This window comes from Paraburkholderia sp. CHISQ3 (genome assembly GCF_030464945.1).
In the GTDB taxonomy this organism is placed as follows: Bacteria; Pseudomonadota; Gammaproteobacteria; order Burkholderiales; family Burkholderiaceae; genus Paraburkholderia; species Paraburkholderia megapolitana.
On sequence record NZ_JALPRG010000006.1, the window covers coordinates 490,088 to 514,001 of the forward strand.

A 23,914-nucleotide genomic window follows, 5' to 3' on the forward strand; every position below is an offset into this window, starting at 1 on the left:
TAAGATGCGAAGACACTTTTCGGTCTGAGCGAGTAATCAGATGCGTGTTGATCAGTTGGCGGCTATGCGCCTGTTCGTGCGGATTGTGGAAATGGGCTCGTTCGGTAAGGCGGCCCGATCGATGAGCATGTCTTCTTCGAATGCAACGGAGCGCATGGCTCGCCTCGAGGAAATTCTTGGCGTGCGGCTATTGGCCCGGACGACGCGTGCGGTTGCGCCTACCGAGGCGGGTGCGCGCTATTACGAGCTGTGTTGTCGGCTGCTCGGCGAACTGGACGAAGTTGAAACCTCACTCGCGGGTTCTCAAGACATGCTGGCGGGCCGGATCCGGGTCAGCGCGAACGTCTCGATTGCGCGCTCGATTCTTGTCCCTCGCTTGCCTGCCTGGTTCGAACAACATCCGGGGATTCACGTCGAACTGGTCATGAACGACCAGCGCAGCGATTTTGTGCACGAGGGGATCGACTTTGCGGTACGCATTGGTGGACTCGAGGATCAGGACCTGGTGCTGCGTCCATTAGGGCGTCCACGCCGCGTTACAGTTGCGTCCCCTGCGTACCTGAAAAAAATGGGTACACCGGAGTCTCCGGACGACCTCGCGAAACATCATCTGATCGATTTCCTGTTGCCGCAACGCGGCGCCCGGCTCGAGTGGGAATTCGACAAGGACGGGAAACAGCAAACGCTATTTCCACGCAGCATCGCGTCGATCGGTGACGCCGAAGCGCGGTTGCAACTTGCCATCGCGGGCATGGGTATCGTGCAGAGTCTCTCGTTCATCGCCGCGCCCGCACTACGCGAAGGCAAGCTCAAGCGGATTCTGACGTCGTGGGAGACACCCGCGCCCGAAGTATCGATTCTCTATCGGCGAGACCGTCATCTAGCGACACGGACGCAGGCCACGATGGATGCGTTCACCACGTGGATCAAAGAGGCTATTTCGGCGGCTGAATGACAGGTTGACCACGAAGCCAGTTCAACGCCTGCTCGGTCATGAAATCGTTCGACCCAGCTTGAGGGGGCGACGCGGGATGAGCGGGCGTCGACGGTGTGCTCGAAGACGCGTGCTCATTGCGTGCCTCGATGGCGTGTAGCTGACTCACGACTTCCCGTGCATGGGACATCGCATGAGCGGCTTCATCTGGGTCAAGCGGATTGGCGAGATGATGAGCAAGATCGACTTCGCGCACGCTGGGCAACGTGTTGCTGCTATCGGCTCCTGCAGACGCTGCAAGGGGCACATCCGGCACGACTCCGCGATTCTGAATGGAGCCACCGTCCGGCGTGTAATAGCGGGCCCTCGTAAGCATCAGGCCGGCACCGCCGCTCAATGGCCCGGTGACCTGAATCGTGCCTTTGCCAAACGAAGGCTGACCCATGACCGTAGCCCTGTGCGTATCGTGCAGTGCGGCGGCGACAACTTCGGTAACCGAGACCGACTGTGCGTCGATGAGCACGACGAGCGGTAGTGTTTTGAACATCGCCGGCAAATCGACGAGCGGGTCGCCGGTAAACGAGGGCCGGCGATAATCCTCGTAAGTAGCGCGGTACACATGCCCCGAACCGGGCTCACGTTCCCGGACCGTGACGACCAGCGTATCGGCCGGCACGAAGGCGCTGACTACGCCCACGCCATCCTGCAACACCCCACCACCATTTGCGCGTAGATCCAGCACCATGCCCTTTAACGGCGGCGTTGCGCGAGCGAGATCGCGCAAGCGGTTCGCAAGGTCTGGCACAGTCTGTTCATCGAAGCCACTGATGCGAATGTAGGCGTAACCAGGCACAGCGATACGTGAGCTGACGCTGGAGGTGTGGATCAGCGCGCGTGTGATTTCGAAGGTGCGGGTTTCGTTTCCGGTGGCACGGTAGACGCTGAGGTTCACTGTTGTTCCTGCCGGACCCCGCATACGCGCGACTGCATCGCGAACCGTCATTCCTTGCGTAGGTGCGTCGTCAATCCGCGTGATGACATCGCCTGCGCGGATGCCGGCCTGCTGTGCGGGTGCCTGGTCGATCGGCGCGAATACCAGCAACCGGCCATCCTGTTCGCCGACCTGCAAACCCACACCCGCGAATCCGCCCGCTAACTGGTCGACTAGCGGAGCAAATTCGTCGGGCGTCAGGAATTCGGAGTGCGGATCGAGTTCGGCGACCATGCCCTTGATTGCGCCGTACATCAAAGCCTTGCCGTCCACTGGCCTCGCATAGTCGCGCTGGATGATGTCGTATGCCTGCGTCAGGGTCTGGACGTCTTCCTGCGTCAGCGGTGGAAGTGCGGGCGTGCTGGCGATATCGCCGGCTGCAGCGGAGAACGGCATTGCCCACATCAAGAGCAGCATGATGGACGCGGCCCCGCGCGGACAGCGAGTCTGCAGCATCGAAGAACGTGTCGGAGAAGTCTCTCTCATTCAGATAGGTCCGCCACGTCGGGTCATCCCGGTCTCACGGGTGAACAATCTGTTGAGCCATCACACCCAGCTGTTCCGCCGGCCATGCACCGCCTGCGACCATATCGGCGATGACCCGCTCAACGATCTCAATGACACGAGATTTCGCCAGACTGCCAGGCCTCGTTTCATTGATGGCAAGTACGACGCGTCGCCTCATTTGCGGCCCTTCGATCGGCACCGCCTTAAGCTTGCCGGCAGCTACTTCCGCAGCAACCGCCATGGGCGGCAGAACCGTGCAGCCCAGACCGAGCTCCGCGGCACGCTTCACGGTTCCGAGCGAATCGATCTCCGCGACGACGTTGAGCTTGATATGGAGTGGAGCGCAGGCACTTTCGACCATGCGGCGAAGCCCGTGCTCGACCCCTGGCAGAATGAGCGGAAAGTTCTCCAACTGCTCGAGTGTGAAAGTCGCTGGAACGTCCGTTCCGTTCCCCGCGATGAAAGCAAGCTGATCATCGAGCAAGGCGCGCTTCTTCAAGCCAACCTCAACGGCGTCGCCATAGAGAATGGCAATATCGATCCGGCCCGCCTGCAACCACTCTTGAAGTGTGCCGCTATATGCCTCGATCAGTTTCAGATGCACGTTGGGCAGCTCGGAGCGACAGACTGCCAGGATCGGAATAGTTGCCATCAGGCCCACTGTAGTTGGCAAGCCGAGGCAGACCGCTCCCATCGGGACGGCGTTAGCGTTTCTCACAGCTTCTCGTGCGCGGTCCACATCCGCCAATACCACGCGTGCATGATCGAGGAAGACTCGTCCTTCGTTCGTCAGCACCATTCCGCGGCGAGAACGCTCGAACAACTGGGTGTCCAGTTCGGTTTCAAGTGCGGAGATTTGCTGGCCCAGTGAAGGCTGCGCCACGTGCAGCCTGTCGGCAGCTCTGGAGAGGCTACCCGCTTCGCACACCCCTACGAAATAACGCAGATGACGAATATCCATAACGCGTAGAGAGTGCCAGTCGCGAGACTCAGGGTATCAGGGTTATTGCCGATATAGCTTTAACGACTACCAATAAGCTCTTGCAGGTATTTTACAGACGGTTCACCGCTCACCACAATGCGATGCACCGCCGTCACGGCCTCATGCTGGTTTTCTAAACTCAAGAGACAGATTCGCCATCACCCCAAAAGGAAAGCCATGCACTTTGAGATGCCCTTACTCACTGCGGCAGCCGACCGCCTGCTTGAAACAGAGAAGAACCCGTTCCATCGAAAGATTCTCGAGAACTATCGACGCCACGCGCAGCTCGAGGTCTGCGGGAGATGGGAGGAAATCATGTCTCCGGACATGACGGTCGAAAGCCCTCGCTATGTCATTCACAGCGCCAAAGGCGTAACCGTACTTGACGGCCTGGACGCGGTTTCTGGTCTATATCGCTCGTATGTGGAAACGAACTCGACGGTCATCTTCCTCGAGAAGGAAGAGATCATGCTTAGCGATTGGGGGTTCGCCTCCGAGGCCGTGTCTCACCGGCTCTGGCAAGGCAAGTATCTTGCGGCCACTGGCGAGCAGATCGACGACCTCGAAGCGTGGTACATCACGAGCAATCTGACCGGCATGTTCTGGCCGTATTCAAAGGATGGCCGGATGATGGGCGAGCATGTCTATCGCGGAGCGGATCGCACCGTCCGCAAAGCCGATCCAGGTGAAGTGATTAGCCGTCAGCAGGTTCAAGAGATGCTTGGCCCTTACATCAAACCGCTCGGCACGTATTCGTAAACCGCAACCCACACGCGCAGACAGGGATGACACTGAATAGTCGTCAAGAGGGGTTCAAGATTGCCTCGGCGACCGGAAAATTTCGGAGATAGAAATGCAAGATCTAAAGGGTCGCGTGGCAGTCGTTACCGGTGGCGCCAGCGGTATCGGCGCTGCGATAGTCGAGCATTTTGTCCAACAGGGCGCTGCGGTTGCCATCGCCGATCGTGACATCGACCTTGCGGAGTCACTGGTCAAGAAGCTACAGGCTGATGCCGCTGCAAAAGTCATCGCGTTGCGGGTGGACGTTACGATTGAGCAGGAGGTCGAAGCGATGGTGGCCCAGGTCGAACACGCCTTCGGCGGGCCGGACATCCTGGTGATATCGGCGGGTATCGGACTGCGCAAGGATTTCCTGGAGACAACGTTCGACGAGTGGAACCGGGTTCTGGCTGTCAATCTGACGGGTGCGTTCCTGTGCGGACAAGCCGCTGCCAGGCGCATGGTGAAGCGGGGCTACGGACGTATCGTCAATATCTCTTCGGGTGCGGGTGTGCGCGGCATACCGGGACGAGCAGCCTATGCAGCGTCCAAAGCCGGGCTGATCAGTCTCACACAAGTGATGGCGGCTGAGTTGGGATCACATGGGGTTACCGTCAATGCGATTACTCCCGGTCCAATCGATACGCCACTCACGCAGGAGATGCACACTGGAGCGATCCGCGCGGCCTATGTTGGAAGGATTCCGATCGGACGTTATGGGAGCACGCGGGAAGTCGCCGCGGCGGCCGCGTTTCTGGCGTCGGAGCAAGCTTCATACATTACCGCCGACACGCTGCAAGTGGACGGGGGTATGGCAGCAACCAACTACATCATCAATATCTAGCGGCATTGTCGAGTTGACGAGTCGACGCATCTTGCGCGACTCGTTCAGTCCAGCAGCGTGACAAACTGGTTTTGCCAACCGTCAGGGGCCACACAATGGATGCACGCATCAGAGAAATCGTTTCGGGCTTCAGCTTTCTGGAAGGTCCGCGCTGGCACGATGACCGGCTATGGCTGTCGGACTTTTACATGCATCGGGTAATGAGCATCGACGCCGACGGCCGCGTCACGACGGTGGCCGAGGTGCCCGGCCAACCCTCGGGCCTGGGCTGGCTGCCCGATGGGCGGCTGCTCGTCAGCTCGATGCGTGATCGGCGTGTGCTGCGCCTGGAAACCGATGGCCGGCTCGTAGAGCATGCCGACCTTTCGAGCATCGCCACCGGCCACATTAACGACATGGTAGTGGGCGAGGACGGCACCGCCTGGGTGGGCAACTTCGGCTTCGATCTGATGGGCGGCGCGCCGATTGCGCCTGCCCGGCTGGCCTCGGTGACGCTCGACGGCACGGTCCGGGTCGCGGCCGAGGGCCTCCACTTTCCCAATGGCTCGATGATCACGCCCGACGGCAAGACCTTGATCGTCTGCGAGTCCACCGGCAACCGCATCTCGGCTTTCGATATCGTAGGCCCGGGCCAACTCGGTCCGCGTCGCGACTGGGCGGTGTTCGGCCCGCTGCCGCAATCGACCGATGCGACGACTGTCGTCCAGCAGGCCGTGGTCACACCCGACGGTGCTGTGCTCGATGCCGAAGGCGCCGTCTGGTGTGCGGACGTGACTCACCACCGTGTGCTGCGCGTCGCCGAAGGCGGGCACATCCTGCAGGAAATTTCCACGGGAGACATGGGTGTGTTTGCCTGCACTCTGGGTGGGGCGGATCGCCGGACGCTCTATCTGTGTGTGGCGCCCGATTCCTCGGAGCACAGCCGCTCGCCGTCACGCGAGGCGGCGCTGTGGGCGGTGCAGGTCGAGGTGCCTGGCGCGGGCCGGCCGTGAACAGGATTCCCGGTTGACCAGGTTTTCATGTACTGGAAATACCGCTGGGCCGCGCGGCTGATTAGCCGCGTGGCCTGCGCTGGTTTCGTCGGGTCACTACTGCGTATTTTCCGTTGTCGATGCCGACAGTAAGCGCACGGCGCGTTCGAGGCCTGGACCGTAGGCAATACCGCTGATGCTCATCGCAGCTTCAACGCCCGCGAGGCAGCCCAATATCATCGGTGCATTCAGGTCGCCGAGGTGGCCGATGCGGAAAATTCGCCCCACAAGTGCACCCACGCCGCCGGCGATACCGACCTGGAACTGCTCGCGTGCGACGGTGCGTAGCTTTTCCGGATCGATGCCTGGGCGTACTTCGATGGCGGTAACCGACACAGAACGCGAACGCGGCTCGCGTACGAAAAACCCCACGTCGCCGCGCTCACTCCAGCCTTCCACGGCGGCATGTACCGCGCCGGCAAGCAGACGATGTCGTGCAATCGCGTTCTGCAGACCCTCTTCGAAAATCAGTGCGAGCGCTACGTCCAGGCCCATTAACAGGTTCTGCGGTGGTGTCCCGCAGAACTTGCGGTAGCTGAGATCACTGCGTCGGCGCAGCCAGTCCCAGTACACACGCGGCGTCTTGTTGGCTTCCGCGACCCGCATGGCTTTTTCGCTGACTGCCATGAAACTCAGGCCGGGAGAGATCATCAGCGCTTTCTGCGAGGCGCCAATGGCGACATCGACACCCAATGTGTCCATGTCGAACGGCTCGGCGGCCAGCGAGGCCACAACGTCGACTACCAGCAACGCGGGATGCGAGGCGGCATCGATTTCGTTGCGAAACGCCTGCAGGTTATTGGTGACGCTAGCGCCTGTGTCGGTGTGAACCACGAAGACCGCCACGATCTCGTGTGCGGTATCGGCACGCAGCAACTGTCCCACGGCGGCGGGGTCCGCAGCATGACCGGTTTCACAGGCGGTGCGGCGCACCTGTACGCCAAGTTCTTCGGCGTACTGTGCCCAGGCTTCGGAGAATGCGCCGCTACCCGCCACAGCCACGCATTTTCCGGGAGCGACGAGGTTGCAGATGGCAGCTTCCCACGCGCCGTGACCGTTGGCCGCATACAGGAAGACGTCCGACCGCGATGTGCCGAACACCTTCTTTAGACCACTTTCGCAGCGAGCAATGAGCGCATCCAGCGCGGGATCGCCAAGCTCGAACGGCTGGGTGCCGAGAGCATTCGCTACTTGCTGCGGCAGTCGTACAGGACCGGGGGAATGGAGGAAAAACGTGCCCGGGATGCGGGGCGCAGAAGAAGAGGTCAAAGCATGCATCCTGAAAGTTGGAATGGTGTGTCGGGAGATGAGAGCTCCGCTATGGAAGCTGAAGCTTGCCTGTCCAATCGTATAGAAATTTCCGCGTATCGAGAATAAGCGATGCCTCCCAGCCACATTCATCTAGAACTCGCGTACGCGGTGACACTCGGAAACTCCCCTTGAACTTTCGAATTTGCTTAACTACGATGTTAAATATCAATCCAGAAGTTAATCAAGGAGACGCCCATGTCCGATCCATTCCGCCGTCCGACCATGACCTCCGCCGTGTTCTATCGCGACCCGGCCGCTGCGCTCGACTGGCTCGAAAAAGCATTCGGCTTTGAACGCTCGATGGTGATCACCGACCAGGAGGGGCGCATCGTGCACTCGGAAATGAAGTTCGGCGATGGGCTGTTGATGATCGGCGGCGAGTATGCGGAGCACACGGCAAGCCCGTCGTCGGCGAACGGCAAGAACACCCAGATCGTGCACGTGCATTTATCGCGCGATCTCGACGCGCATTGCGCAAGGGCGCGCGCCGCGGGCGCAGTCGTCACGCGCGAGCCGGAAGATCAGTTCTACGGCGACCGTGTCTATGCAGCCCGCGACCTCGAAGGCCACGAGTGGAGTTTCGGCCAGACGGTGCGCCCGGTATCGCGCGAGGAAGCGGAGCAGGCTAGCGGGCTCAAGATCGACGGCTGGGTATAAAGCGTGAAACAGGCTACTGCAGCATCGCTTGATCGAACCTTGTCCGCGCTTGCCGATCCGAATCGGCGGCAGGTCGTCGATCTGCTGCGCGAGCGGCCCATGCGCGCCGGCGATCTGGCTGAGGCCACCGGCCTGAGCCCGCAGGCGATGAGCCGGCATCTGCGCGTGTTGCGCGCGAGCAAGCTGATCGAAGAGTCATCCGACGATTTCGATGCGCGCGTGCGTATTTATGTGTTGAAGTCGGTGGCGATGCGTGAACTCAAGATGTGGCTCGAACAGACCGAACAGCTCTGGGCGACGCAATTGCAGGCGTTCAAGGCGCACGTGGAGCGCAAACCATGAGCTCGCGTGTGCTGGTGTCGTTGCGCGTTGCCGCGTCTGCGCAGCATGCGTTCGATGTCTTCACACGCGATATCGCTGCATGGTGGCGGCCAAACGATCTCTTCCAGTTCACACCGCACGGTGCCGGCGTGCTGTCATTCGAGCACTCGGCCGGCGGTAGTGAGGGGCGGTTGATCGAAACGCAGCCGGATGGCGAGGTGTTCGAAGTCGGTCGCATCACCGCGTGGGAGCCTGGCGTGCGCATTGCGTTCAGCTGGCGGCAAGCGAGCTTCGCAGCGGATCAACTCACGCATGTCGAAGTGCGCTTCGACGAGGTGGAAGCCGAGCCCGCCGAGACCCGTGTGACCGTCGAACATCGCGGCTGGGACAGCGTGCCGCAGGAGCATGTCGCGCGCCATCATTTCCCGGACCGCATCTATCTGCAGCGCCATGCCGAGTGGTGGCAGGCGCTGCTCGCGTCGTATCACGCGCGGTTTCACGACGTGGATCGGTAACCGATCAGTAACCGAGACGTTCGAACGCGCGCAACCGCGCCTGATCGAGCCCATGCTCGACCGCGCCGAGCAGTACGCCGTCGGTGCCGGTCGTCGAGATCGCGAACTCGGGCACCGGCATCAGCAGACGCGCTGCCAGATAGTCGCGAATGATCGGCACGAGCAGCGCGCCATTGCGTCCGATACCGCCGGCTAGTACGACGAGCGCCGGGTCGAGAATCGGCACGATCGATGCGAGCGCCCACGCGAGCTGATGCGCTTCCTCAGCCGCGCATTCAAGCGCACGGCGATCGCCCGCATGCGCGGCGGCGAACACATCCTCGGCACTCGCGGCATGCAGACCGAGCCGGTGCGCGTGCGCGACGATCCCCTTGGCCGCGGCGCGGACTTCGAATAGCCCGCGATGGCGCGTGGCAGGTGGTGTGTCGTCGTCAGAAGGCGCGGGCGGCAACACCGCGATCTCGCCCGCGAACCCGTGTGCGCCGCGATGCAGCTTGCCATCCGCGACGATGCCAAGACCGATCCCGGTACCGACCGACATCAGCACGAAGTTATCGACGCCGCGACCGATGCCATGTTTCTGCTCGCCGAGCGCCGCGAGGTTGATGTCGTTTTCGATCACGATGTCAGTGCCGAGTGCTTCACGCAGCGACGAAATCAGGCCGCTGCGTTCCCAGCCCGGCACGTTTGCCGCCAGCAGCAGCCGGCCTTTTTCCGGATCGAGTACGCCGGGTGAGCCGAGCACGGTGGCCAGCACGTCGCTGCGTTTGACCCCGCGTTCATCGAGCATCGTCGCGACCAGTTCGACGATCTGCGCAACGAGCCGTGCGACACGCGCCGGCGTGCGTTTGTCGAGCCGTGCGACCACGCGTCCGGTCAGATCCGCAAGCGCGCCGCGAATCCACTCCGCACCGACGTCGATCGCCACCACGAAGCCGGCTTCCGCGCGCGGCGCATAGAGCCGCGGTGCGCGTCCGGCGTTACCCGCACGCACGCCGCTTTGCTCGACGAGGCCGAGCCGCTCCAGATTGTTCAAAGCCGCGGAGATCGTCACCTTCGACAGGCCGATCGTTTCCGCGAGCTGCGGGCTCGATGCCGGTGCGAGGTCCAGCAGATGCTGGTAGATCGCCCATTCGTTGCCTTGCCGCACGAAGGCGGGGCCGCGGGTGACCGGCGGCGTCGGGCGGGTGCGCTTGCGAGTATGCAGAGTCATGACGGATTCGAGCGGGTGACGGGCGATGCTAACAACCACGTTCGGTCGGGGCAAGTCTCGCGGGACGACCTGGCAACAACGGCGGTGGAATTTTGCCGCGAATATTGACGCATTTGCATTCGTAAAGAAACTTTCCTATTATCCGCCCATCGACACCGCAACCCGATAACAACACCGCGGCGCGACCCAGGCATCCTTCGACGACAAACGCGGCTTCGCCGCATGGAGACATCCCCCGATGAGCGATTCTTCTTCGACGTGGCCCGACGGCCGTTCCGCCAGCGAGGCGCCTGCGGCGACGCCCGACGCACCGCACTTCCAGCGTTCGGTGGGGCTGTTCCCGGCGATCGCGGTGAACATGATCCAGATCTGCGGGATCGGTCCGTTTATTACGATTCCGGCGATCGTCGCGGTGATGAACGGTCCGCTCGCCGTGATCGGGTGGGTGGTGGGGGCCTTGCTCGCGATGGCCGACGGGCTCGTCTGGGCCGAACTGGGCGCGGCGATGCCGGGCGCGGGCGGGACCTACCTGTACGTGCGCGAAGCGTTCCAGTACCGCACGGGGCGCCTCGTGCCGTTCCTGTTCATCTGGACCGCGATGCTGTCGATTCCGCTCATCATGAGCACCGGCATCATCGGGTTTGTCCAGTACATGGGGTTCTTTCTGCCGAACCTGCTGCCGTGGCAGAGCCATGCAATCGGCCTCGTTGTCACCGCGCTGGTGGTGTTCGCGCTATACCGTCGGATCGAATCGATCCGCTCGCTGAGCGCCGTGCTGTGGATCATCATGGTGCTGGCCGTCGGGCTCACGACCGCGGCCGCCTATTCGGATTTCCACCTGAACCTCGCGATGTCGCTGCCGCCCGGCTCCGGCGATCTCGGCAAGTTCTTCACCGGTCTCGGCGCGGGTCTGATCATCGCGATCTATGACTATGCGGGCTACAACACGACGGCCTACATGGGCGATGAGCTGAAGAATCCGGGCCGTGTCATGCCGCGCTCGATCATCGTTTCGATCGCCGCGATGATGGTCTTCTATCTCGCGATGAACGTCGGCGTGATCGGCACGGTGCCGTGGCAGGACGTGGCGAAGTCGAGTTCGGTGGCGTCGCTGGTCGTGTCGCGCAACTGGGGGCATACGGCTGCGGCGATTGTCACGATCCTGATTCTGATCGCCGCTTTCGCTTCGGTGTTCGCCGGTCTGCTCGGCGGTTCGCGGGTGCCGTTCCATGCGGCGCGCGACGGGGTGTTCCTCTCGGCGTTCGGCCGTCTGCACAGCAAGCACAATTTCCCGCACGTCGCGTTGCTTGTGATGGGCGTGATCACCGCGGCAGGTAGCTTCTTCGATCTGACCACTGTGATCAACATGCTCGTCGCGGTGTCGGTGCTGCTGCAATCGGTGGCGCAGATCGCGGCGCTGACGGTGCTGCGCCGGCGCCAGCCGGCGTTGCGCCGGCCGTATCGGCAGTGGCTGTATCCGCTGCCGAGCCTGGTTGCGCTGGTCGGCTGGTTTTACGTGTACTACGCAACCGATCGCCAGTCGCAAATACTGTCGACCGCATGGCTCGTCGCCGGCGTTGTCGCGTTCCTGATCTGGGCACGTGTGACGCGGGTCTGGCCGTTCGGTCCGAAGGAAGTGCAAGAAGTGTTTCTCGAGCGTCAGCGGCAGGATGATGCCGACGCGCGTGTTCAATAAACGGCAAGGCACGCATGCAGCAAGATGACAACAGGTATCCGCACGGCGGCAGCGGCGGCAGTGATGACGATGGTGCGAACCGCAGGCACGGTAGCGGGCAGGACGGCAACGAGAAAGACTTCGTCCTCGCAGTCGATTTTGGTGGAACGAAGATCGCGATGTCGACCGCAACCCCGCAGGGCGTGCGGCTCATCGAAACGGAGATTCCGACGCACGCACAACAGGGCGCGGCGCGTGTGATGGAGCGGATGTTCGATGCGGCGCATGCGTTGCTTGCGCAAACCGCAGCACGCCATGGCGGCGCGCTGCGCGTCGTGGCCGCGGTGACGCCGGGCATCGTGGAACCGGACGGCGTCAGGCTGGCGCCGAACAATCCGGGCTGGGACACGCTACCGTTCGTGCAAACCTTGCGCGCCGGGTTCGACGGCGCGAGTGTGGTCGTCGAGACCGACGTCAAGGCAGCGGCGCTCGCCGAGTCGCGTTGTGGCGCGTTGATGGGTGTCGAGTGCGCGCTCTATCTGAATCTGGGCACGGGGCTCGCGTCGGCGGCGGTGATCGACGGCAAGGTGCTGCGCGGTGCACACGGTGCGGCGGGAGAGATCGGTTACCAGTTGCGTGGCGTCGCCGATGAGATTCCGTTCGCCGACGGCGGCACGCCGCTCGAGCAGTTCGTTTCCGGGAGCGCGTTATCGAACCGTGTGGGTGCGTTGCTCGGCCGGCCGGTGAGCGCGCGTGAAGCGTTCGTGCTGGCCGATGCGGATGCGCGCATTGCAGCGCTGATCGACGATGCGTTGTATCGCCTCTCAGTGCATGTCGCGAACATCGCCTTGACGCTCGATCCAGCGCGTATTGCAGTGGGCGGCGGCATGGCGCGTGTGCCGCGCATTCTGCCCGAACTCGCCGCGATGCTCGCGCGTGCGGTGCCATATCCGCCGGAAGTCGTGCCGGCTGCGTTCGAACATGGTGCGGCACTTCAGGGTGCGATCTTGTGCGCCGTCGATGCATGGGCCGCCGCACAACGCGCGCAGTCGCCGGATTGGGTGCCGGCTGCCACGGCCGTGTGACATGCGACAGCCGCCGTTTATCTAGCGCGTCGCGATAGCCGCAGCCGCACCGGCCATCACGGTTGCGCTAGTACGGTTAGCGATCTTCACGGCACGGCGGCTTGTCAGCAGCTTCCGGGCACGGCTAGCGAGAATTGCCCACGTGAAATCGATCAGCATCAGCACGGCCAGCATCGTCAGCGTCAGTTCGAGCCATGCGACGACACCGACGTGGGAAAGATCGATGATCGTCGGCAGCAGGGCGAGGTAGAAGACCATGATCTTCGGGTTGCCGAGCGCCACCATCAGACCGGCGACAAACATCCGCCACGCGGATTGACCGCGCGGCAATGCTTCTTGCTCCACCTCGGTGGGCGCGAACCACATCTTCCATGCGAGAAACAGCAGGTAGGCGACGCCCGCGAACTTCACCACGGTGAACACCACCGCGAAAGTGTGCGCGATCACCGCGAGACCGGTCACCGCGCAGGTCAGCCAGAGCGCTTCGCCGAGCCACATCGCGACAAGGAACGGCAGCACGTCGCGCAGGCTCGTGGTCAGCACGCGAGTGACCAGTGCGGCGATGTTGGGACCGGGTGAACCGGCGGCGATGGTCAACGCGAGCGCGAAGACGAGCAGACCGGAAAGCGCCATGAATTGCCTCCTTGTTCGACAGCTATGACGATGAGTAGAGAAATCGCGATGCGATATCAGACGCGCTGCCGTCCCTTCGTCACGAAGCGCCACAGTGCGCTGACAAGCAGCGAACCGACACCGAGCGCAACGCCGAGCAGCACGATCGAACTCATATGATCGCGCACCAGCGGCACATTTCCAAACAGATAACCGGCCGCCACCAGCGAGCCGATCCACAGCGCGGCGCCCGTCGTGACGTACGACGTAAACCGCGCAAACGTCATCCGCGATACGCCCGCGACGAAAGGTGCGAACGTGCGTACGACAGCGATGAATGGCGACGCGAGAAATGTCAGACCGCCACGCGCTTCATAGAACGAATGCGCCTTGCGCAATGCATTCTTGTCGATCCAGCGAGCATTCGAGGTGTAAACCGTTTCACCGACCGCACGACCGATCGCATAGCAGACGATGCTGCCGGCCACCGTCGCCACGAACAGCACCGGTGTGACGATCCAGACATTGAGTGCGCCAGTCGCGGCGAATGCACCGCAGATAAAAATCAGTGGGTCGCCGGGCAGGAAGAAGAGCGGCAGCAGGCCGATTTCGACGAAGACGATGGCGAACAGCATCGCGTAGACGGCTGTGCCGTACTGCGCGATCAGGCTACCGAGGTTGCGGTCGAAGTGCAGGACGAGTTGCAACAGATGCATGAGGTTTTCCCCGCAGCGGGGTCTGTCGAGGCAGGAACGTGCAGTGTAGTCCTCGGCTTGCCCGCGGGGTAAGGCTCGCGGATTCTCATGACTCTGCCATGACAAACGGCGGTTGCAGCCGGGATAGATTCCGTTTGCAACCGCCGCGCTCGACAGCACGCTACGAGAGGAACGTCGCCCGATCAGGCCGTCGTTTCGAGCGCCGGATAGTCGGTGTAGCCGGCTTCGCCTTCCGCATAGAACGTGGCCGGATTCGGCGTGTTCAGCGGCGCATCGAATTCGAAACGGCGCGGCAGATCCGGGTTCGCGATGAACAGCTTGCCCCACGCAATCGCGTCAGCATCGCCGGCATCGATTGCGTGTTGCGCGCTTTCTTTCGTGAATTTTTCGTTCGCGATGTACGGGCCGCCGAACGCTTTCTTCAGCAACGGACCGATGCGATCGTCACCGACCGCTTCGCGTGCGGCGATGAACGCGATCTTGCGCTTGCCGAGTTCGCGTGCCACGTAGCCGAAGGTCGCTGCGCGATCGGAGTCGCCCATCGTGTGCGAATCGCCGCGCGGTGCGAGGTGCACGCCGACGCGATCGGCGCCCCACACATCGATGGCCGCATCGGTGACTTCGAGCAGCAGGCGGGCGCGGTTTTCGATCGAGCCGCCGTATTCGTCGGTGCGCAGGTTCGTGCTGTCCTGCAGGAACTGGTCGAGCAGATAGCCATTTGCGCCGTGTACCTGGACGCCGTCGAAGCCCGCGGCCTTCGCGTTCTCAGCACCCTTGCGGTAGGCCGCGACGATACCGGGGATCTCGGACAGATCGAGCGCACGCGGTGTCACGAATGGCCGCTCCGGACGCACGAGGCTCACGTGGCCCTCGGCCGCGATCGCGCTCGGCGCGACCGGCAGTTCGCCGTTCAGGAAGATCGGGTCGGAGATGCGGCCCACGTGCCACAACTGCAGAAAGATCACGCCGCCGGCAGCGTGCACGGCTTCAGTGACGAGTTTCCAGCCTTCAACCTGTTCTTGCGACCAGATACCCGGCGTGGCCGCATAGCCGACACCTTGCGGCGTGACAGCAGTGGCTTCGCTGAGAATCAGGCCCGCCGATGCGCGTTCGGCGTAGTAACGCGCCATCAATGCATTGGGCACGCGGACATCGCCAGCGCGCTGACGGGTAAGCGGCGCCATGATGATGCGGTTCGGCAGTGTGAGATCGCCAATCTTGAGTGGGTCGAAAAGTGTCGGCATAACAGTTCACCTATGCGGACGGGCCAGCGGCCCGCAGCTATCAAAACAACGTAATGGAAGAGAGCGGCACACACCGCTCGCGTATCAAAGATCCGTGTTCATGTGCTCGAGAAACGCTTCGATGACGGGCTCGTTACGCTTGAAAAACGCCCACTGACCGACGCGTTTCGACGTGATCAGTCCGGCACGCTGCAGGGTGGCCAGATGTGCCGAGACCGTCGATTGCGACAATCCGCAGCGCTCGTCGATCTTCCCTGCGCACACGCCGTGCTCGAGCGGGAATTCCTGCTCGGGGAAATAAGCATGCGGATCGCGCAGCCATACGAGAATCTCGCGCCGCATCGGGTTGGCGAGTGCCTTGTGAATCGCGTCGATGTCGATCGTCGTCATCGTTTCGTGTCGAATCCATGAACAGCGGGCAGACCCGATGCCGGTTGCATCGGAAGCTGCATCGCTACAGGACGAATCATATATCGTAATTTAACGATATGCGTAAAGGCACTACCGTCGATGGGGGCGATAGCAGTCAGTCGGTAAATTTTTTTTGCGCGCGTTGTCATTAATCCCCAGTGCCCCACGACTTAGCACCCGTATCCACCACGGGTACCCACTCAATCACTGGAGAAATGCAATGTCTACAAAAACCAATGTCGCTTCCGCCCTGCTCATCAGCGCTGTCGCAAGTCTGCTCACCTCGGTCGCGCATGCCGCGCCGCTCACGAAGGCCGAAGAAAGCGCCGCCATCTCCGCACACAAGGAGAAGTGTTTCGGCATCGCCCTGAAAGGGCAGAACGACTGCGCCGCAGGCCCCGGCACCACGTGCCAGGGGACGTCGACGGTCGATTTCCAGGGCAATTCGTGGAAATTCGTTCAGGGCGGCACCTGCACGAGCATCGAAGTGCCGGGCGGCGCCCACGGCTCGCTCACCGCACTGAAGTCCTGATCCGGATAACGACAAGAGGAATGGGAGCGACCATGAATAACGCCAGAGCGGCTACGGCCATCGACGAGCGGGGTCGCTCCCGTCGCGACGTATCAGACGTATCAGATGCACTCGACGTCGCGATACTGGCGGGCACCAGTTTCAAGCATCAGCATCTGTCCGCGATTCTTGCGGACGGACTGACGCGCGGATTTTTCGAGGTGCACGCGGAAAACTATATGGGTGCCGGTGGCCCGCCTCATCGGGCGCTGTCGGCGATCCGCGAGCACTATCCGCTTTCCGTTCACGGTGTGTGCATGTCGATCGGCGGACCTGACGCGCTGGACACGAAGCATCTCGAGCGCTTTCGCGATCTGGTCGCACGCTATGATCCCGCGCTTGTGTCCGAACATCTCGCGTGGTCGTCGCATGGCGGGGCGTTCTTCAACGATCTTCTGCCGTTGCCGTACACGGAAGAAACGCTGCAGCGTGTGTGCGAACACATCGCCCAGGTTCAGGACGCGATCAAACGACCCATCCTGCTGGAAAACCCATCAACCTACGTTGCGTTCGCATCGTCGACGATGAGCGAAACCGATTTCATTCGCGCAGTCACTCGACGTACCGGCTGCGGTTTGCTGCTAGACCTCAATAACGTTTTCGTCTCGGCGGTCAATCACAGTTTTTCCCCCGAGACATACCTCGCTGAATTTCCACTTGAGCGGGTCGGCGAGATGCATCTCGCCGGACACGATGAGCAACGCGACGACGAGAACGCACCGTTACTGATCGACAGTCACGACCGTGCGGTTGCTGAACCGGTCTGGGATCTTTATCGCAGCGTCGTGTCGCGTATCGGTGTGCGGCCAACCCTGATCGAATGGGACAGCAATCTTCCCGACTGGCCTGTGTTGAGGGCTCAGGCACTCGCGGCCCAAAGAATCATGGAAGAACCCACGCACTTGTTCGCAGAGGAGGTCAGCGATGCAGCCTGACCCGAGCGCCTACGATTACGCCGCAGCATTTGCACCGGGTTTGACGGACCCAACGCACGCAGTGCCGGACGATTTGAACCATGCGTCCGGGAAAAGAGTAGTCAAGCGTTACGACGTTTATCGCAACAACGTCACGGTGAGCTTGATCGACGCGCTCGCTGCTATTTATCCCGCGGTTCAGCGCATTACCGGCGTCGATTTCTTCAGGGCGATGGCGCGTTTCCATATCCGCGCGACGTTGCCCACTTCTGCGCTGCTGTTCGAGTACGGACGGGATTTTCCCGCGTTCATCGACTCCTACGAATACGCGTGTGAGATGCCCTGGCTTGCGGACACTGCGCGCATCGAACGGGCATGGCTCGATGCCTACCACGCTGCCGATGTACCCGTGCTGAGCGCCGAGGTGTTCGCAAGCGTCGAGCCGACTTCGCTCGCAGCGCTGCGTTTGATTGCCCATCCCGCGACCCGCATTGTGCGATCGCGCTATCCGGCGGTCGCGATCTTTGCGATGAACCGGACCGAGAGTCCTGATGGTGTTGTTACGCCGCTTCGCTCAAGCGACGCGGAAGATGCACTCGTTACGCGGCCGGACGATGACGTGACGGTATCGCGCCTGCCACCCGGCGGCGCGGCGTTTCTCATCTCCCTTATCGACGGCGCAACGTTAGGCGACGCCGTAGCAGCCGCGTTAGAGGAAACCCCTTCCTTCGATCTTCCGGCCAACCTGGCCGGGATGATCTCAGCCGGCGTGTTTACCGCCGTCCACGTCCAACATGGAGATTGATCAAGATGCCGACCCCACAGAACCTGAAACTTCCCATTCCGGACGTACTCGCGTCCGCGATCTGCGCGGCGAACCGGTTGATCCAGCGGCTCGCGCAGCCGTGGCTCGTGCAACTGGTGCTGCGCCTCGCTATCGCGGTGCCTTTCTGGAAATCGGGCATCCTCAAATGGCACGGCTTCCTTCAGCTTAGCGATACGGCAGTCGATCTGTTCACGCAGGAATTTCAGCTGCATCTGCCGGGTGGTCCCTATCCGTTTCCGGCGCCGGCTGTCGTGGCGTTTCTGTCGGCCTGCGGCGAGGTGACGTTTCCCGTGCTGCTCGTACTCGGCTTCGGCACCCGGTTCGCCGCGGCCGGCCTGATCCTGATGACGTGCATCATCGAACTGACCGTGCCGGACGGCTGGCCGATCCACCTGACGTGGGTAGCGATGGCACTCGCGATTGCGGCCTGGGGGCCGGGGCGCGTATCGATCGACTATCTGCTCGGCGATCGGAACGCAAGGTGGTGAGTCGCTAATATGACGCGGCGAATCGCGGCATACAGGTGGCCACATTCCGCTTGAACGGCGTCAGCGGGCCGAGGTTCGATAGGCACATCACCCCTGTGCAGCGAGAGCAAGTGCCCTGATTTGCCTCGCGATCTCACTGTCGAGCGGGTTGTAGACGAGCATGCCCAGGTCCGGTCGGCCATCGACGGAAAATGATGAGTATTCCAGCTCGATCGGGCCGAGCTTCGGATGCAACAGGCGCTTGATACCGTCGATGTCCGCGTGACCAATGACCTCGTTGTCCTGCCATAGCGCGTCGAACTCTGCGCTCGCGTTACGGAGCTCGTTCACGAGTTCGCCGGCTTCGGATACCAGGCCGGCACGCGCCACATCGGCCCGGAACGAGCCGACCATGAAACGCGCGAGGCTTTCCCAATCGTGCTGCTTGGCGCGGATCGCGGGATTGCAGAACAGGAAGCGGAGAATATTGCGCTGACCGGGCGGCAGCGTGCCATAGTCGGTGAGCACGATGGCGGCCGCGCGGTTCCAGGCAACGACGTCCCAGGTAGCGGTCTTGATGATGGCTGGGCTCGCTTCAAGCGAATCGAGCAGCCGTTGCAAGCGCGGATTGACGCCGTCGACCGACTTGTATCGGACTTCGGGTGGTCGTCCCAGCCCCAGCATGAACAGATGCTCGCGCTCCACATCGGTGAGCATCAGCGCGCTTGAGATCCGCTCCAGCACTTCTCCCGAGGGTCCACCGCCACGCCCTTGCTCGAGCCATGTGTACCAGGTTGGACTGATATTGGCGCGCTGGGCAACTTCTTCCCGGCGCAGTCCCGGCGTGCGTCTGCGCCCGGAAAAGCCAAAGCTGGCCGGGTCGAGGCGCGTTCTGCGGCTCCTCAGAAAATCTCCCAGCGATCGTGCTGTATCGACTGACATCGTTGACCCTGTTAGTCACTTTACTATGATGAGATCACTACTTTAACGGGATAACAAACGAGTGAATAGTACGCCGGTGACGACCAAGGAGATCTCATCATGCGTATTTTTCTCACCGGCGCGACCGGCTTTATCGGCTCGGCCCTCGTGCCCGAACTCATCAACGCGGGTCATCAGGTAATCGGCGTGACCCGCTCGGATGCCGGCGCGCAGGCACTCATCGAAGCAGGCGCCGAGGTGCATCGCGGCACGCTGGAGGATCCAGAGAGCCTGCGTAGCGGCGCTGCAAATGCGGACGCCGTCATCCACACGGCGTTCGATCACGACTTTTCGCGCTTCGTCGAGAACTGCGAAAAGGACAAGCGCGTCATCGCGGCGCTGGGTTCCGCACTCGCGGGTTCCGATCGTCCGTTGGTTATCACCTCGGGTACCGGAATGGGCAGCGGCGACCACGGCGAACCGGCGACCGAAGATGTCTTCAACACGAGTCATCCCAATCCGCGCATTGCGTCCGAGCTAGCGGGGAACGCATTGCTCGATGCGGGTGTGAACGTGTCCGTGGTGCGACTGCCGCAGGTTCACAATCCGTTCAAGCAAGGGCTCATCTCACCGCTCATCGCGATTACGCGTGAGAAAGGCGTTGTAGCTTATGTCGGTGACGGTAGTAATCGCTGGCCGGCGGGTCACCTGTCCGATGTCGCGCGTCTGTACCGGCTCGCCGTGGAGAAGCGTGAACGCGGTGCGCGTTATCACGCAGTCGGCGAGGAAGGTGTCAGCGCCCGGGAAATTGCCGAGGCGCTTGGCCGCGGTCTGAAGCTCCCGGTCGTATCGATTGCTCCTGAAGAAGCGCAGGCGCATTTCGGCTGGATGGCGATATTCGTCGGTCTGGACATGCCGGCTTCGAGTGCGCTTACGCAAGCGCGGTTGGGCTGGAAGCCGACGGGGCCGACGTTGATCGCCGATCTCGATGAGGCGCGCTACGTTTAGTCGCTTTTGCCGGTCCCGTGCGGTTGCGAGGTATTCCAGCTACCGGCCGGCGATTGATAGTCGCCGGCCGGTAGCCCGACCGAGGCATCCCCTTGCTACAACCCCAGAGCCGAAATGAACTGGTTCGTATAGCCTAGCGTGCCTGCCTTGCCATAGTTGTTGCAGGTGTCGGAAGAGTTGCCGTCAACGGTTGCCGGCGCACAATCGCGGTCGCGCGAGAACGCCCAGAAATGAATGCCGGCAATCTTCTTGGACAGTGCATAGTTCGACACGGTGACGGCATCGGCCAGCGTGAACGTTTCGTCGATGCTGTCGTTGCCACCGATCATCGGCGTCACTTCAATCTGGCTGTACGGCACCTTCCAGTAATTGTGCAGACTTTCAGCAGCAGAGATGGTCGACTGCCCCATATTGCACTTGCCGCTACTGTTGAGCGTGCACAGCGACGCATTTTCCTGACCCGACGAGGCGAAGTCCATCGTCATCAGATTGATGGTGTAGTTCTTCAATCCGTAGTTCTGGATCGCGGTCATCACCATCGCGCCGGTGCCCCCGAGGCTGTTGCTTTCGTTGCCGCCGTCGGTGGCGATCGTGAAGCTGAAGCGCAGGTTCGGATAGGTTGCCTGTGCCGTCGATACCCGCGCCACCAGATTGTTGATATCGCTCTGCGACTGGCCATTCTCGATATCGAAGTCGATGCCTAGCAGGTTCGCGCTGTAGTAAGTCTGGATAAACTTGGCGAAGTTGGCATCCGACGTACAGAGGAAGCTTGCGCCCGCGCCCCCGGTCGACACGATGTACTTCTTGCCCGCGTTGACGAAGCTCCCGACGTTCGCACTGGCAAACGCCGAAGCCGATACGCCATTCCAGTTTTCACTGCCGCAGTTGCCGGTAGCAAACGCCCAGGTGATGGCCTGAAGTTTGGCGGGTATGACGTTCACGAGGAGTTGCGAGCTACCGGTAACGGTCGTGTTCATCTGGTTGCCGCCAAAGTCGCCCGAGTAGAAGTAAGGGCTGTAGATGAAACTGCTAGGCGGCGGCGTGCTCGTGCCGCTGCAGGTGGTCGGTTGCCAGTACCAGGTGCTGATGGTCGGATCGGTACCGTCGCTGCCGTTGGTGCCGGCGTTCACTTCCTTGTAGTACGAGCCGTTGGCCGGATACTGCACTACGGTGCCGACCGGATAATCGATGCCGGCGGTCCACACGCTGAACTGACAGGTTGCCGCAGACGTCGCGGCGGTCTGCGCGGTCGCCGACTGTGCGGCAACGTGCGCCGAGAACCCCAGACACGAAAGACAGATTGCAAGCACTCTTATAATTTTCGATTTCATTTGATCCTCCTGACGAGATTGAAATGACTGCATGCGAAGCGTCGATGCTTTCGCTCGCGTTCGCATGCAGTAACGCCCCAGCTCAAGAAATCGTGATGTCGAACTGTTCCCAGCCACCGACCTGTGTGGCACTGGCAATGAGCGGGCCTTGTCCCGCATTGCTCGCAGTGACATAGCACCCGTTAGCGCGCGACAACAAAGCCACTGCGCCGTTGGTACCCGGTTGAATGACGATGCGGAAGGTTTCCCACTGGCCGACCGCCGTGCGATTGGCGATGAGCGGTTGAGCGCCCGCGTTTTCGGCGGTGACGTACTTGCCGTTGGCATGCGCAAGCAACGCGACGTCGCCGTTGCCCGCGTTGACCATGTCGAATTGCTCCCACTGGCCGATGGCCGTGCGGTTTGCAATCAGCGGCGCGGTGCCGGCGCTATCGGCGGTGACGATCAGGTTGTTGACCCTGGCTGTGAAGCTCACCACGGTCGCTACACCTGTGTTGCTGCCCACTGTCGGAGCTGTGGGGCGCACTGGTGTCAGCGCGAGCGTGCCTTTGAGCATGCGGCCGCCGTCGCCGGTCAGACGCAGGTAGTAGTCGGACGAACACGGCGTGCCGTCCTCGTCGAGGCTCAGATAGTTCGAGTTCGACGGCACATCCGCCTGGGTCGCGGCAGTCTTCGCGATCTGATGGCCTTCGTTGTACTCGTCGAACATCGAGATGTAGAAACCGGCCACACCGAGATTGGCCAGGTTGTAGAACTGCCGCCACATGTAGTTGCCGTGCACGCGTTCGCGCTGCGACAGATCGCCGGGCATCACGCAGGGCTGATAGTCGATGCCATGCGCGTCGCAGTCGGCCTTGTCGGCGGCATTGATATCGACAGCGAACGCGTCGGCTTGCTGGATCGTGCTCATCGCCCCGATCATCCACGGCGAGAGCATGTTGAACTGGTGGAAGACGTCGAGAAAATTCGGCCGAACCGATTCGCCCGTGCGCCAGTGCGTCGGTACACCACCGATCAGATACACGCCCTGGCTCTTGAACCACGCAACCACATCGGCACAGACATCGGCGCTGAACGGCCGGCTGTCGTCATTGAAGCCGAAGCCCCAGATGCATACCACCGGCTTGCCGTTCTGCTTCGCGTAAGCAGGGGAGGCCGTCAGCGCGGACATCTTCGAGGTCCAGTCCGTTTTCATCTGCGACTGCATGTCGGTCCAGCCGGACACGTCGTACATGATGTAGAACTTGCGGCCGTAGGTCTCCGCCGCGGTGCGCACCTTGGTGGCCATCGCATCGCGCGTCGGACCTTCGCTCGAATCGGGATTGAAGCGTTGCAGCGCGACGGTATCGATCGCGTTCCGCTGCATCCATGCGAACTGCGCGTTGACCGTATCCTGGTCGTAGTCCGAGAACAGGGTGGCGGCTGCGCCGCTGTGCAGCGGCGCGAAATTCGTCGGATAGGTATGCGTGTAGTCGTGCATGTCGGGCCATGCACGAATGCCTGCATTCGTGGGCGAGGGTGGTTGCGACCAGTTCTGCGACCAGTGCCACCAGCCATTGATCGGCGCGCCATCGCCGAGTGCCGCAAACCAGCCCTGGTAGCCGACGGTGACCTTGCCGACCACATCGCCAGGTGCGCTGACGGCCGCCACTCCGGAAGCCGCCGGCGCCGCCACAGCACCGGACATCGATGGCGAACCGATTGCGCCGAGCGCAGCGGCGGCAGCACTGCCTTTCAGAAACGAGCGACGTGAAATGCTCATAAAGATCTCCGGGACGATTGAGTCAATGACCGCAAATTTCTTTAAGGAAAGACAATAAGAATGTTGAATAAAGCAGTCGATTGCATCGGATATTCTGGAGATTCAATAGGGCGTCTCCGAACAGATATCCGGACTGCATTGGATGGCATTCCATTTATGCGAAACAAAGGAATCTCATAGGAATGCTCATTCCAGTAAATGGGTTTCCACACCGGTTTAAATGCGCAGCATCGCATTCGGAGCGAGCAGGGCAACGGCGCGGACGCTATGCATGAGCCATGCAAG

General features: G+C 61.7%; 25 protein-coding genes. 14 read left to right on the top strand and 11 right to left on the bottom strand.

The window, feature by feature from the left end:
• The first annotated feature begins 64 nt into the window (after positions 1-64).
• Entirely contained in the window at positions 65-955 is an 891-nt protein-coding gene (locus M0D65_RS17140) for a LysR family transcriptional regulator (protein WP_266253802.1), read from the top strand.
• Here M0D65_RS17140 and M0D65_RS17145 read toward each other — a convergent pair.
• Together M0D65_RS17145 and M0D65_RS17150 are read right to left on the bottom strand one after the other, a co-directional pair.
• Positions 936-2,342 (bottom strand): S41 family peptidase, encoded by a 1,407-nt coding sequence (locus M0D65_RS17145; RefSeq protein ID WP_266253734.1) that lies wholly within the window; start codon positions 2,340-2,342, stop codon positions 936-938. The two genes, M0D65_RS17140 and M0D65_RS17145, sit on opposite strands and share 20 nt — an antisense overlap.
• A 103-nt stretch (positions 2,343-2,445) precedes the next feature.
• Complete coding sequence (locus M0D65_RS17150; RefSeq protein ID WP_091015711.1) at positions 2,446-3,393, bottom strand: LysR family transcriptional regulator; 948 nt, start codon at positions 3,391-3,393, stop codon at positions 2,446-2,448.
• A 198-nt stretch (positions 3,394-3,591) separates the two neighbouring features.
• On the opposite strand from M0D65_RS17150, the gene M0D65_RS17155 reads away from it, so the two are divergent.
• The 3 genes from M0D65_RS17155 (at position 3,592) to M0D65_RS17165 (ending at position 6,030) form a co-directional block, all read left to right on the top strand.
• On the top strand, positions 3,592-4,173 hold the full coding sequence (locus tag M0D65_RS17155) for a hypothetical protein (RefSeq protein WP_266253735.1): 582 nt from the start codon (positions 3,592-3,594) through the stop codon (positions 4,171-4,173).
• Between the two features lie 94 nt (positions 4,174-4,267).
• A complete protein-coding gene (locus tag M0D65_RS17160) occupies positions 4,268-5,038 on the top strand; it encodes an SDR family NAD(P)-dependent oxidoreductase (protein ID WP_266253736.1) in 771 nt (256 codons plus the stop codon).
• A 95-nt stretch (positions 5,039-5,133) separates the two neighbouring features.
• Positions 5,134-6,030: an SMP-30/gluconolactonase/LRE family protein gene (locus M0D65_RS17165; protein ID WP_266253737.1), complete on the top strand. Its 897-nt coding sequence runs from the start codon at positions 5,134-5,136 to the stop codon at positions 6,028-6,030.
• Positions 6,031-6,126: 96 nt separating this feature from the next.
• Here the strand turns inward: M0D65_RS17165 and M0D65_RS17170 are convergent, their stop codons facing one another.
• A complete protein-coding gene (locus M0D65_RS17170; RefSeq protein WP_266253738.1) occupies positions 6,127-7,338 on the bottom strand; it encodes an alanine--glyoxylate aminotransferase family protein in 1,212 nt (403 codons plus the stop codon).
• A 237-nt stretch (positions 7,339-7,575) separates the two neighbouring features.
• On the opposite strand from M0D65_RS17170, the gene M0D65_RS17175 reads away from it, so the two are divergent.
• From M0D65_RS17175 to M0D65_RS17185, 3 genes are read left to right on the top strand one after another with little or no spacing between them, the layout of a single operon-like run.
• A complete protein-coding gene (locus tag M0D65_RS17175) occupies positions 7,576-8,037 on the top strand; it encodes a VOC family protein (RefSeq protein ID WP_091015720.1) in 462 nt (153 codons plus the stop codon).
• A 3-nt stretch (positions 8,038-8,040) separates the two neighbouring features.
• Complete coding sequence (locus M0D65_RS17180; RefSeq protein WP_266253739.1) at positions 8,041-8,379, top strand: helix-turn-helix transcriptional regulator; 339 nt, start codon at positions 8,041-8,043, stop codon at positions 8,377-8,379.
• Entirely contained in the window at positions 8,376-8,873 is a 498-nt protein-coding gene (locus M0D65_RS17185; RefSeq protein ID WP_266253740.1) for an SRPBCC domain-containing protein, read from the top strand. The genes M0D65_RS17180 and M0D65_RS17185 overlap by 4 nt, the downstream gene beginning before the upstream one ends.
• 4 nt (positions 8,874-8,877) lie before the next feature.
• Here M0D65_RS17185 and M0D65_RS17190 read toward each other — a convergent pair whose 3' ends face one another.
• A complete protein-coding gene (locus tag M0D65_RS17190) occupies positions 8,878-10,086 on the bottom strand; it encodes an ROK family transcriptional regulator (protein WP_091015727.1) in 1,209 nt (402 codons plus the stop codon).
• A 238-nt stretch (positions 10,087-10,324) separates the two neighbouring features.
• Between M0D65_RS17190 and M0D65_RS17195 the strand changes: the two genes are divergently transcribed.
• Positions 10,325-11,782, top strand: a complete 1,458-nt coding sequence (locus M0D65_RS17195; RefSeq protein WP_266253741.1) for an APC family permease — start codon at positions 10,325-10,327, stop codon at positions 11,780-11,782.
• A 14-nt stretch (positions 11,783-11,796) separates the two neighbouring features.
• Positions 11,797-12,846: an ROK family protein gene (locus tag M0D65_RS17200; protein WP_266253742.1), complete on the top strand. Its 1,050-nt coding sequence runs from the start codon at positions 11,797-11,799 to the stop codon at positions 12,844-12,846.
• A gap of 21 nt (positions 12,847-12,867) precedes the next feature.
• Here the strand turns inward: M0D65_RS17200 and M0D65_RS17205 are convergent, their stop codons facing one another.
• The 4 genes from M0D65_RS17205 to M0D65_RS17220 form a co-directional block, all read right to left on the bottom strand.
• Positions 12,868-13,479, bottom strand: a complete 612-nt coding sequence (locus tag M0D65_RS17205; protein ID WP_266253743.1) for a LysE family translocator — start codon at positions 13,477-13,479, stop codon at positions 12,868-12,870.
• Between the two features lie 56 nt (positions 13,480-13,535).
• A complete protein-coding gene (locus M0D65_RS17210; RefSeq protein WP_266253744.1) occupies positions 13,536-14,174 on the bottom strand; it encodes a VTT domain-containing protein in 639 nt (212 codons plus the stop codon).
• A 182-nt stretch (positions 14,175-14,356) separates the two neighbouring features.
• Positions 14,357-15,418 carry an alkene reductase gene (locus M0D65_RS17215; protein ID WP_266253745.1) on the bottom strand — a complete coding sequence of 354 codons (1,062 nt, stop codon included), beginning with the start codon at positions 15,416-15,418 and terminating at the stop codon, positions 14,357-14,359.
• A gap of 84 nt (positions 15,419-15,502) precedes the next feature.
• A complete protein-coding gene (locus M0D65_RS17220) occupies positions 15,503-15,808 on the bottom strand; it encodes a helix-turn-helix transcriptional regulator (RefSeq protein ID WP_266253746.1) in 306 nt (101 codons plus the stop codon).
• A 241-nt stretch (positions 15,809-16,049) separates the two neighbouring features.
• Here M0D65_RS17220 and M0D65_RS17225 point away from each other — a divergent pair, with 241 nt between their 5' ends.
• The 4 genes from M0D65_RS17225 to M0D65_RS17240 are packed head-to-tail and all read left to right on the top strand — an operon-like array spanning position 16,050 to position 18,628.
• The gene (locus M0D65_RS17225; RefSeq protein WP_091015739.1) at positions 16,050-16,361 is read left to right on the top strand and encodes a DUF2282 domain-containing protein; all 312 of its coding nucleotides are present in this window, start codon (positions 16,050-16,052) and stop codon (positions 16,359-16,361) included.
• Positions 16,362-16,393: 32 nt separating this feature from the next.
• On the top strand, positions 16,394-17,335 hold the full coding sequence (locus M0D65_RS17230) for a DUF692 domain-containing protein (protein ID WP_266253747.1): 942 nt from the start codon (positions 16,394-16,396) through the stop codon (positions 17,333-17,335).
• Positions 17,325-18,119: a DNA-binding domain-containing protein gene (locus tag M0D65_RS17235; RefSeq protein ID WP_266253748.1), complete on the top strand. Its 795-nt coding sequence runs from the start codon at positions 17,325-17,327 to the stop codon at positions 18,117-18,119. Before M0D65_RS17230 ends, M0D65_RS17235 begins: the two co-directional genes overlap by 11 nt.
• 5 nt (positions 18,120-18,124) lie before the next feature.
• Positions 18,125-18,628 (top strand): DoxX family protein, encoded by a 504-nt coding sequence (locus M0D65_RS17240; RefSeq protein ID WP_266253749.1) that lies wholly within the window; start codon positions 18,125-18,127, stop codon positions 18,626-18,628.
• 87 nt (positions 18,629-18,715) lie between these two features.
• On the opposite strand, the gene M0D65_RS17245 is transcribed toward M0D65_RS17240, so the two are convergent.
• On the bottom strand, positions 18,716-19,549 hold the full coding sequence (locus M0D65_RS17245) for a helix-turn-helix transcriptional regulator (protein ID WP_266253750.1): 834 nt from the start codon (positions 19,547-19,549) through the stop codon (positions 18,716-18,718).
• A gap of 99 nt (positions 19,550-19,648) precedes the next feature.
• Here M0D65_RS17245 and M0D65_RS17250 point away from each other — a divergent pair, with 99 nt between their 5' ends.
• Positions 19,649-20,536, top strand: a complete 888-nt coding sequence (locus tag M0D65_RS17250; protein ID WP_266253751.1) for an SDR family oxidoreductase — start codon at positions 19,649-19,651, stop codon at positions 20,534-20,536.
• A gap of 95 nt (positions 20,537-20,631) precedes the next feature.
• On the opposite strand, the gene M0D65_RS17255 is transcribed toward M0D65_RS17250, so the two are convergent.
• Both M0D65_RS17255 and M0D65_RS17260 read right to left on the bottom strand, forming a co-directional pair.
• Positions 20,632-21,867, bottom strand: a complete 1,236-nt coding sequence (locus M0D65_RS17255) for a glycosyl hydrolase (protein ID WP_266253752.1) — start codon at positions 21,865-21,867, stop codon at positions 20,632-20,634.
• A gap of 82 nt (positions 21,868-21,949) precedes the next feature.
• Positions 21,950-23,629 (bottom strand): twin-arginine translocation signal domain-containing protein, encoded by a 1,680-nt coding sequence (locus tag M0D65_RS17260; RefSeq protein WP_266253753.1) that lies wholly within the window; start codon positions 23,627-23,629, stop codon positions 21,950-21,952.
• Positions 23,630-23,914: the final 285 nt, after the last annotated feature.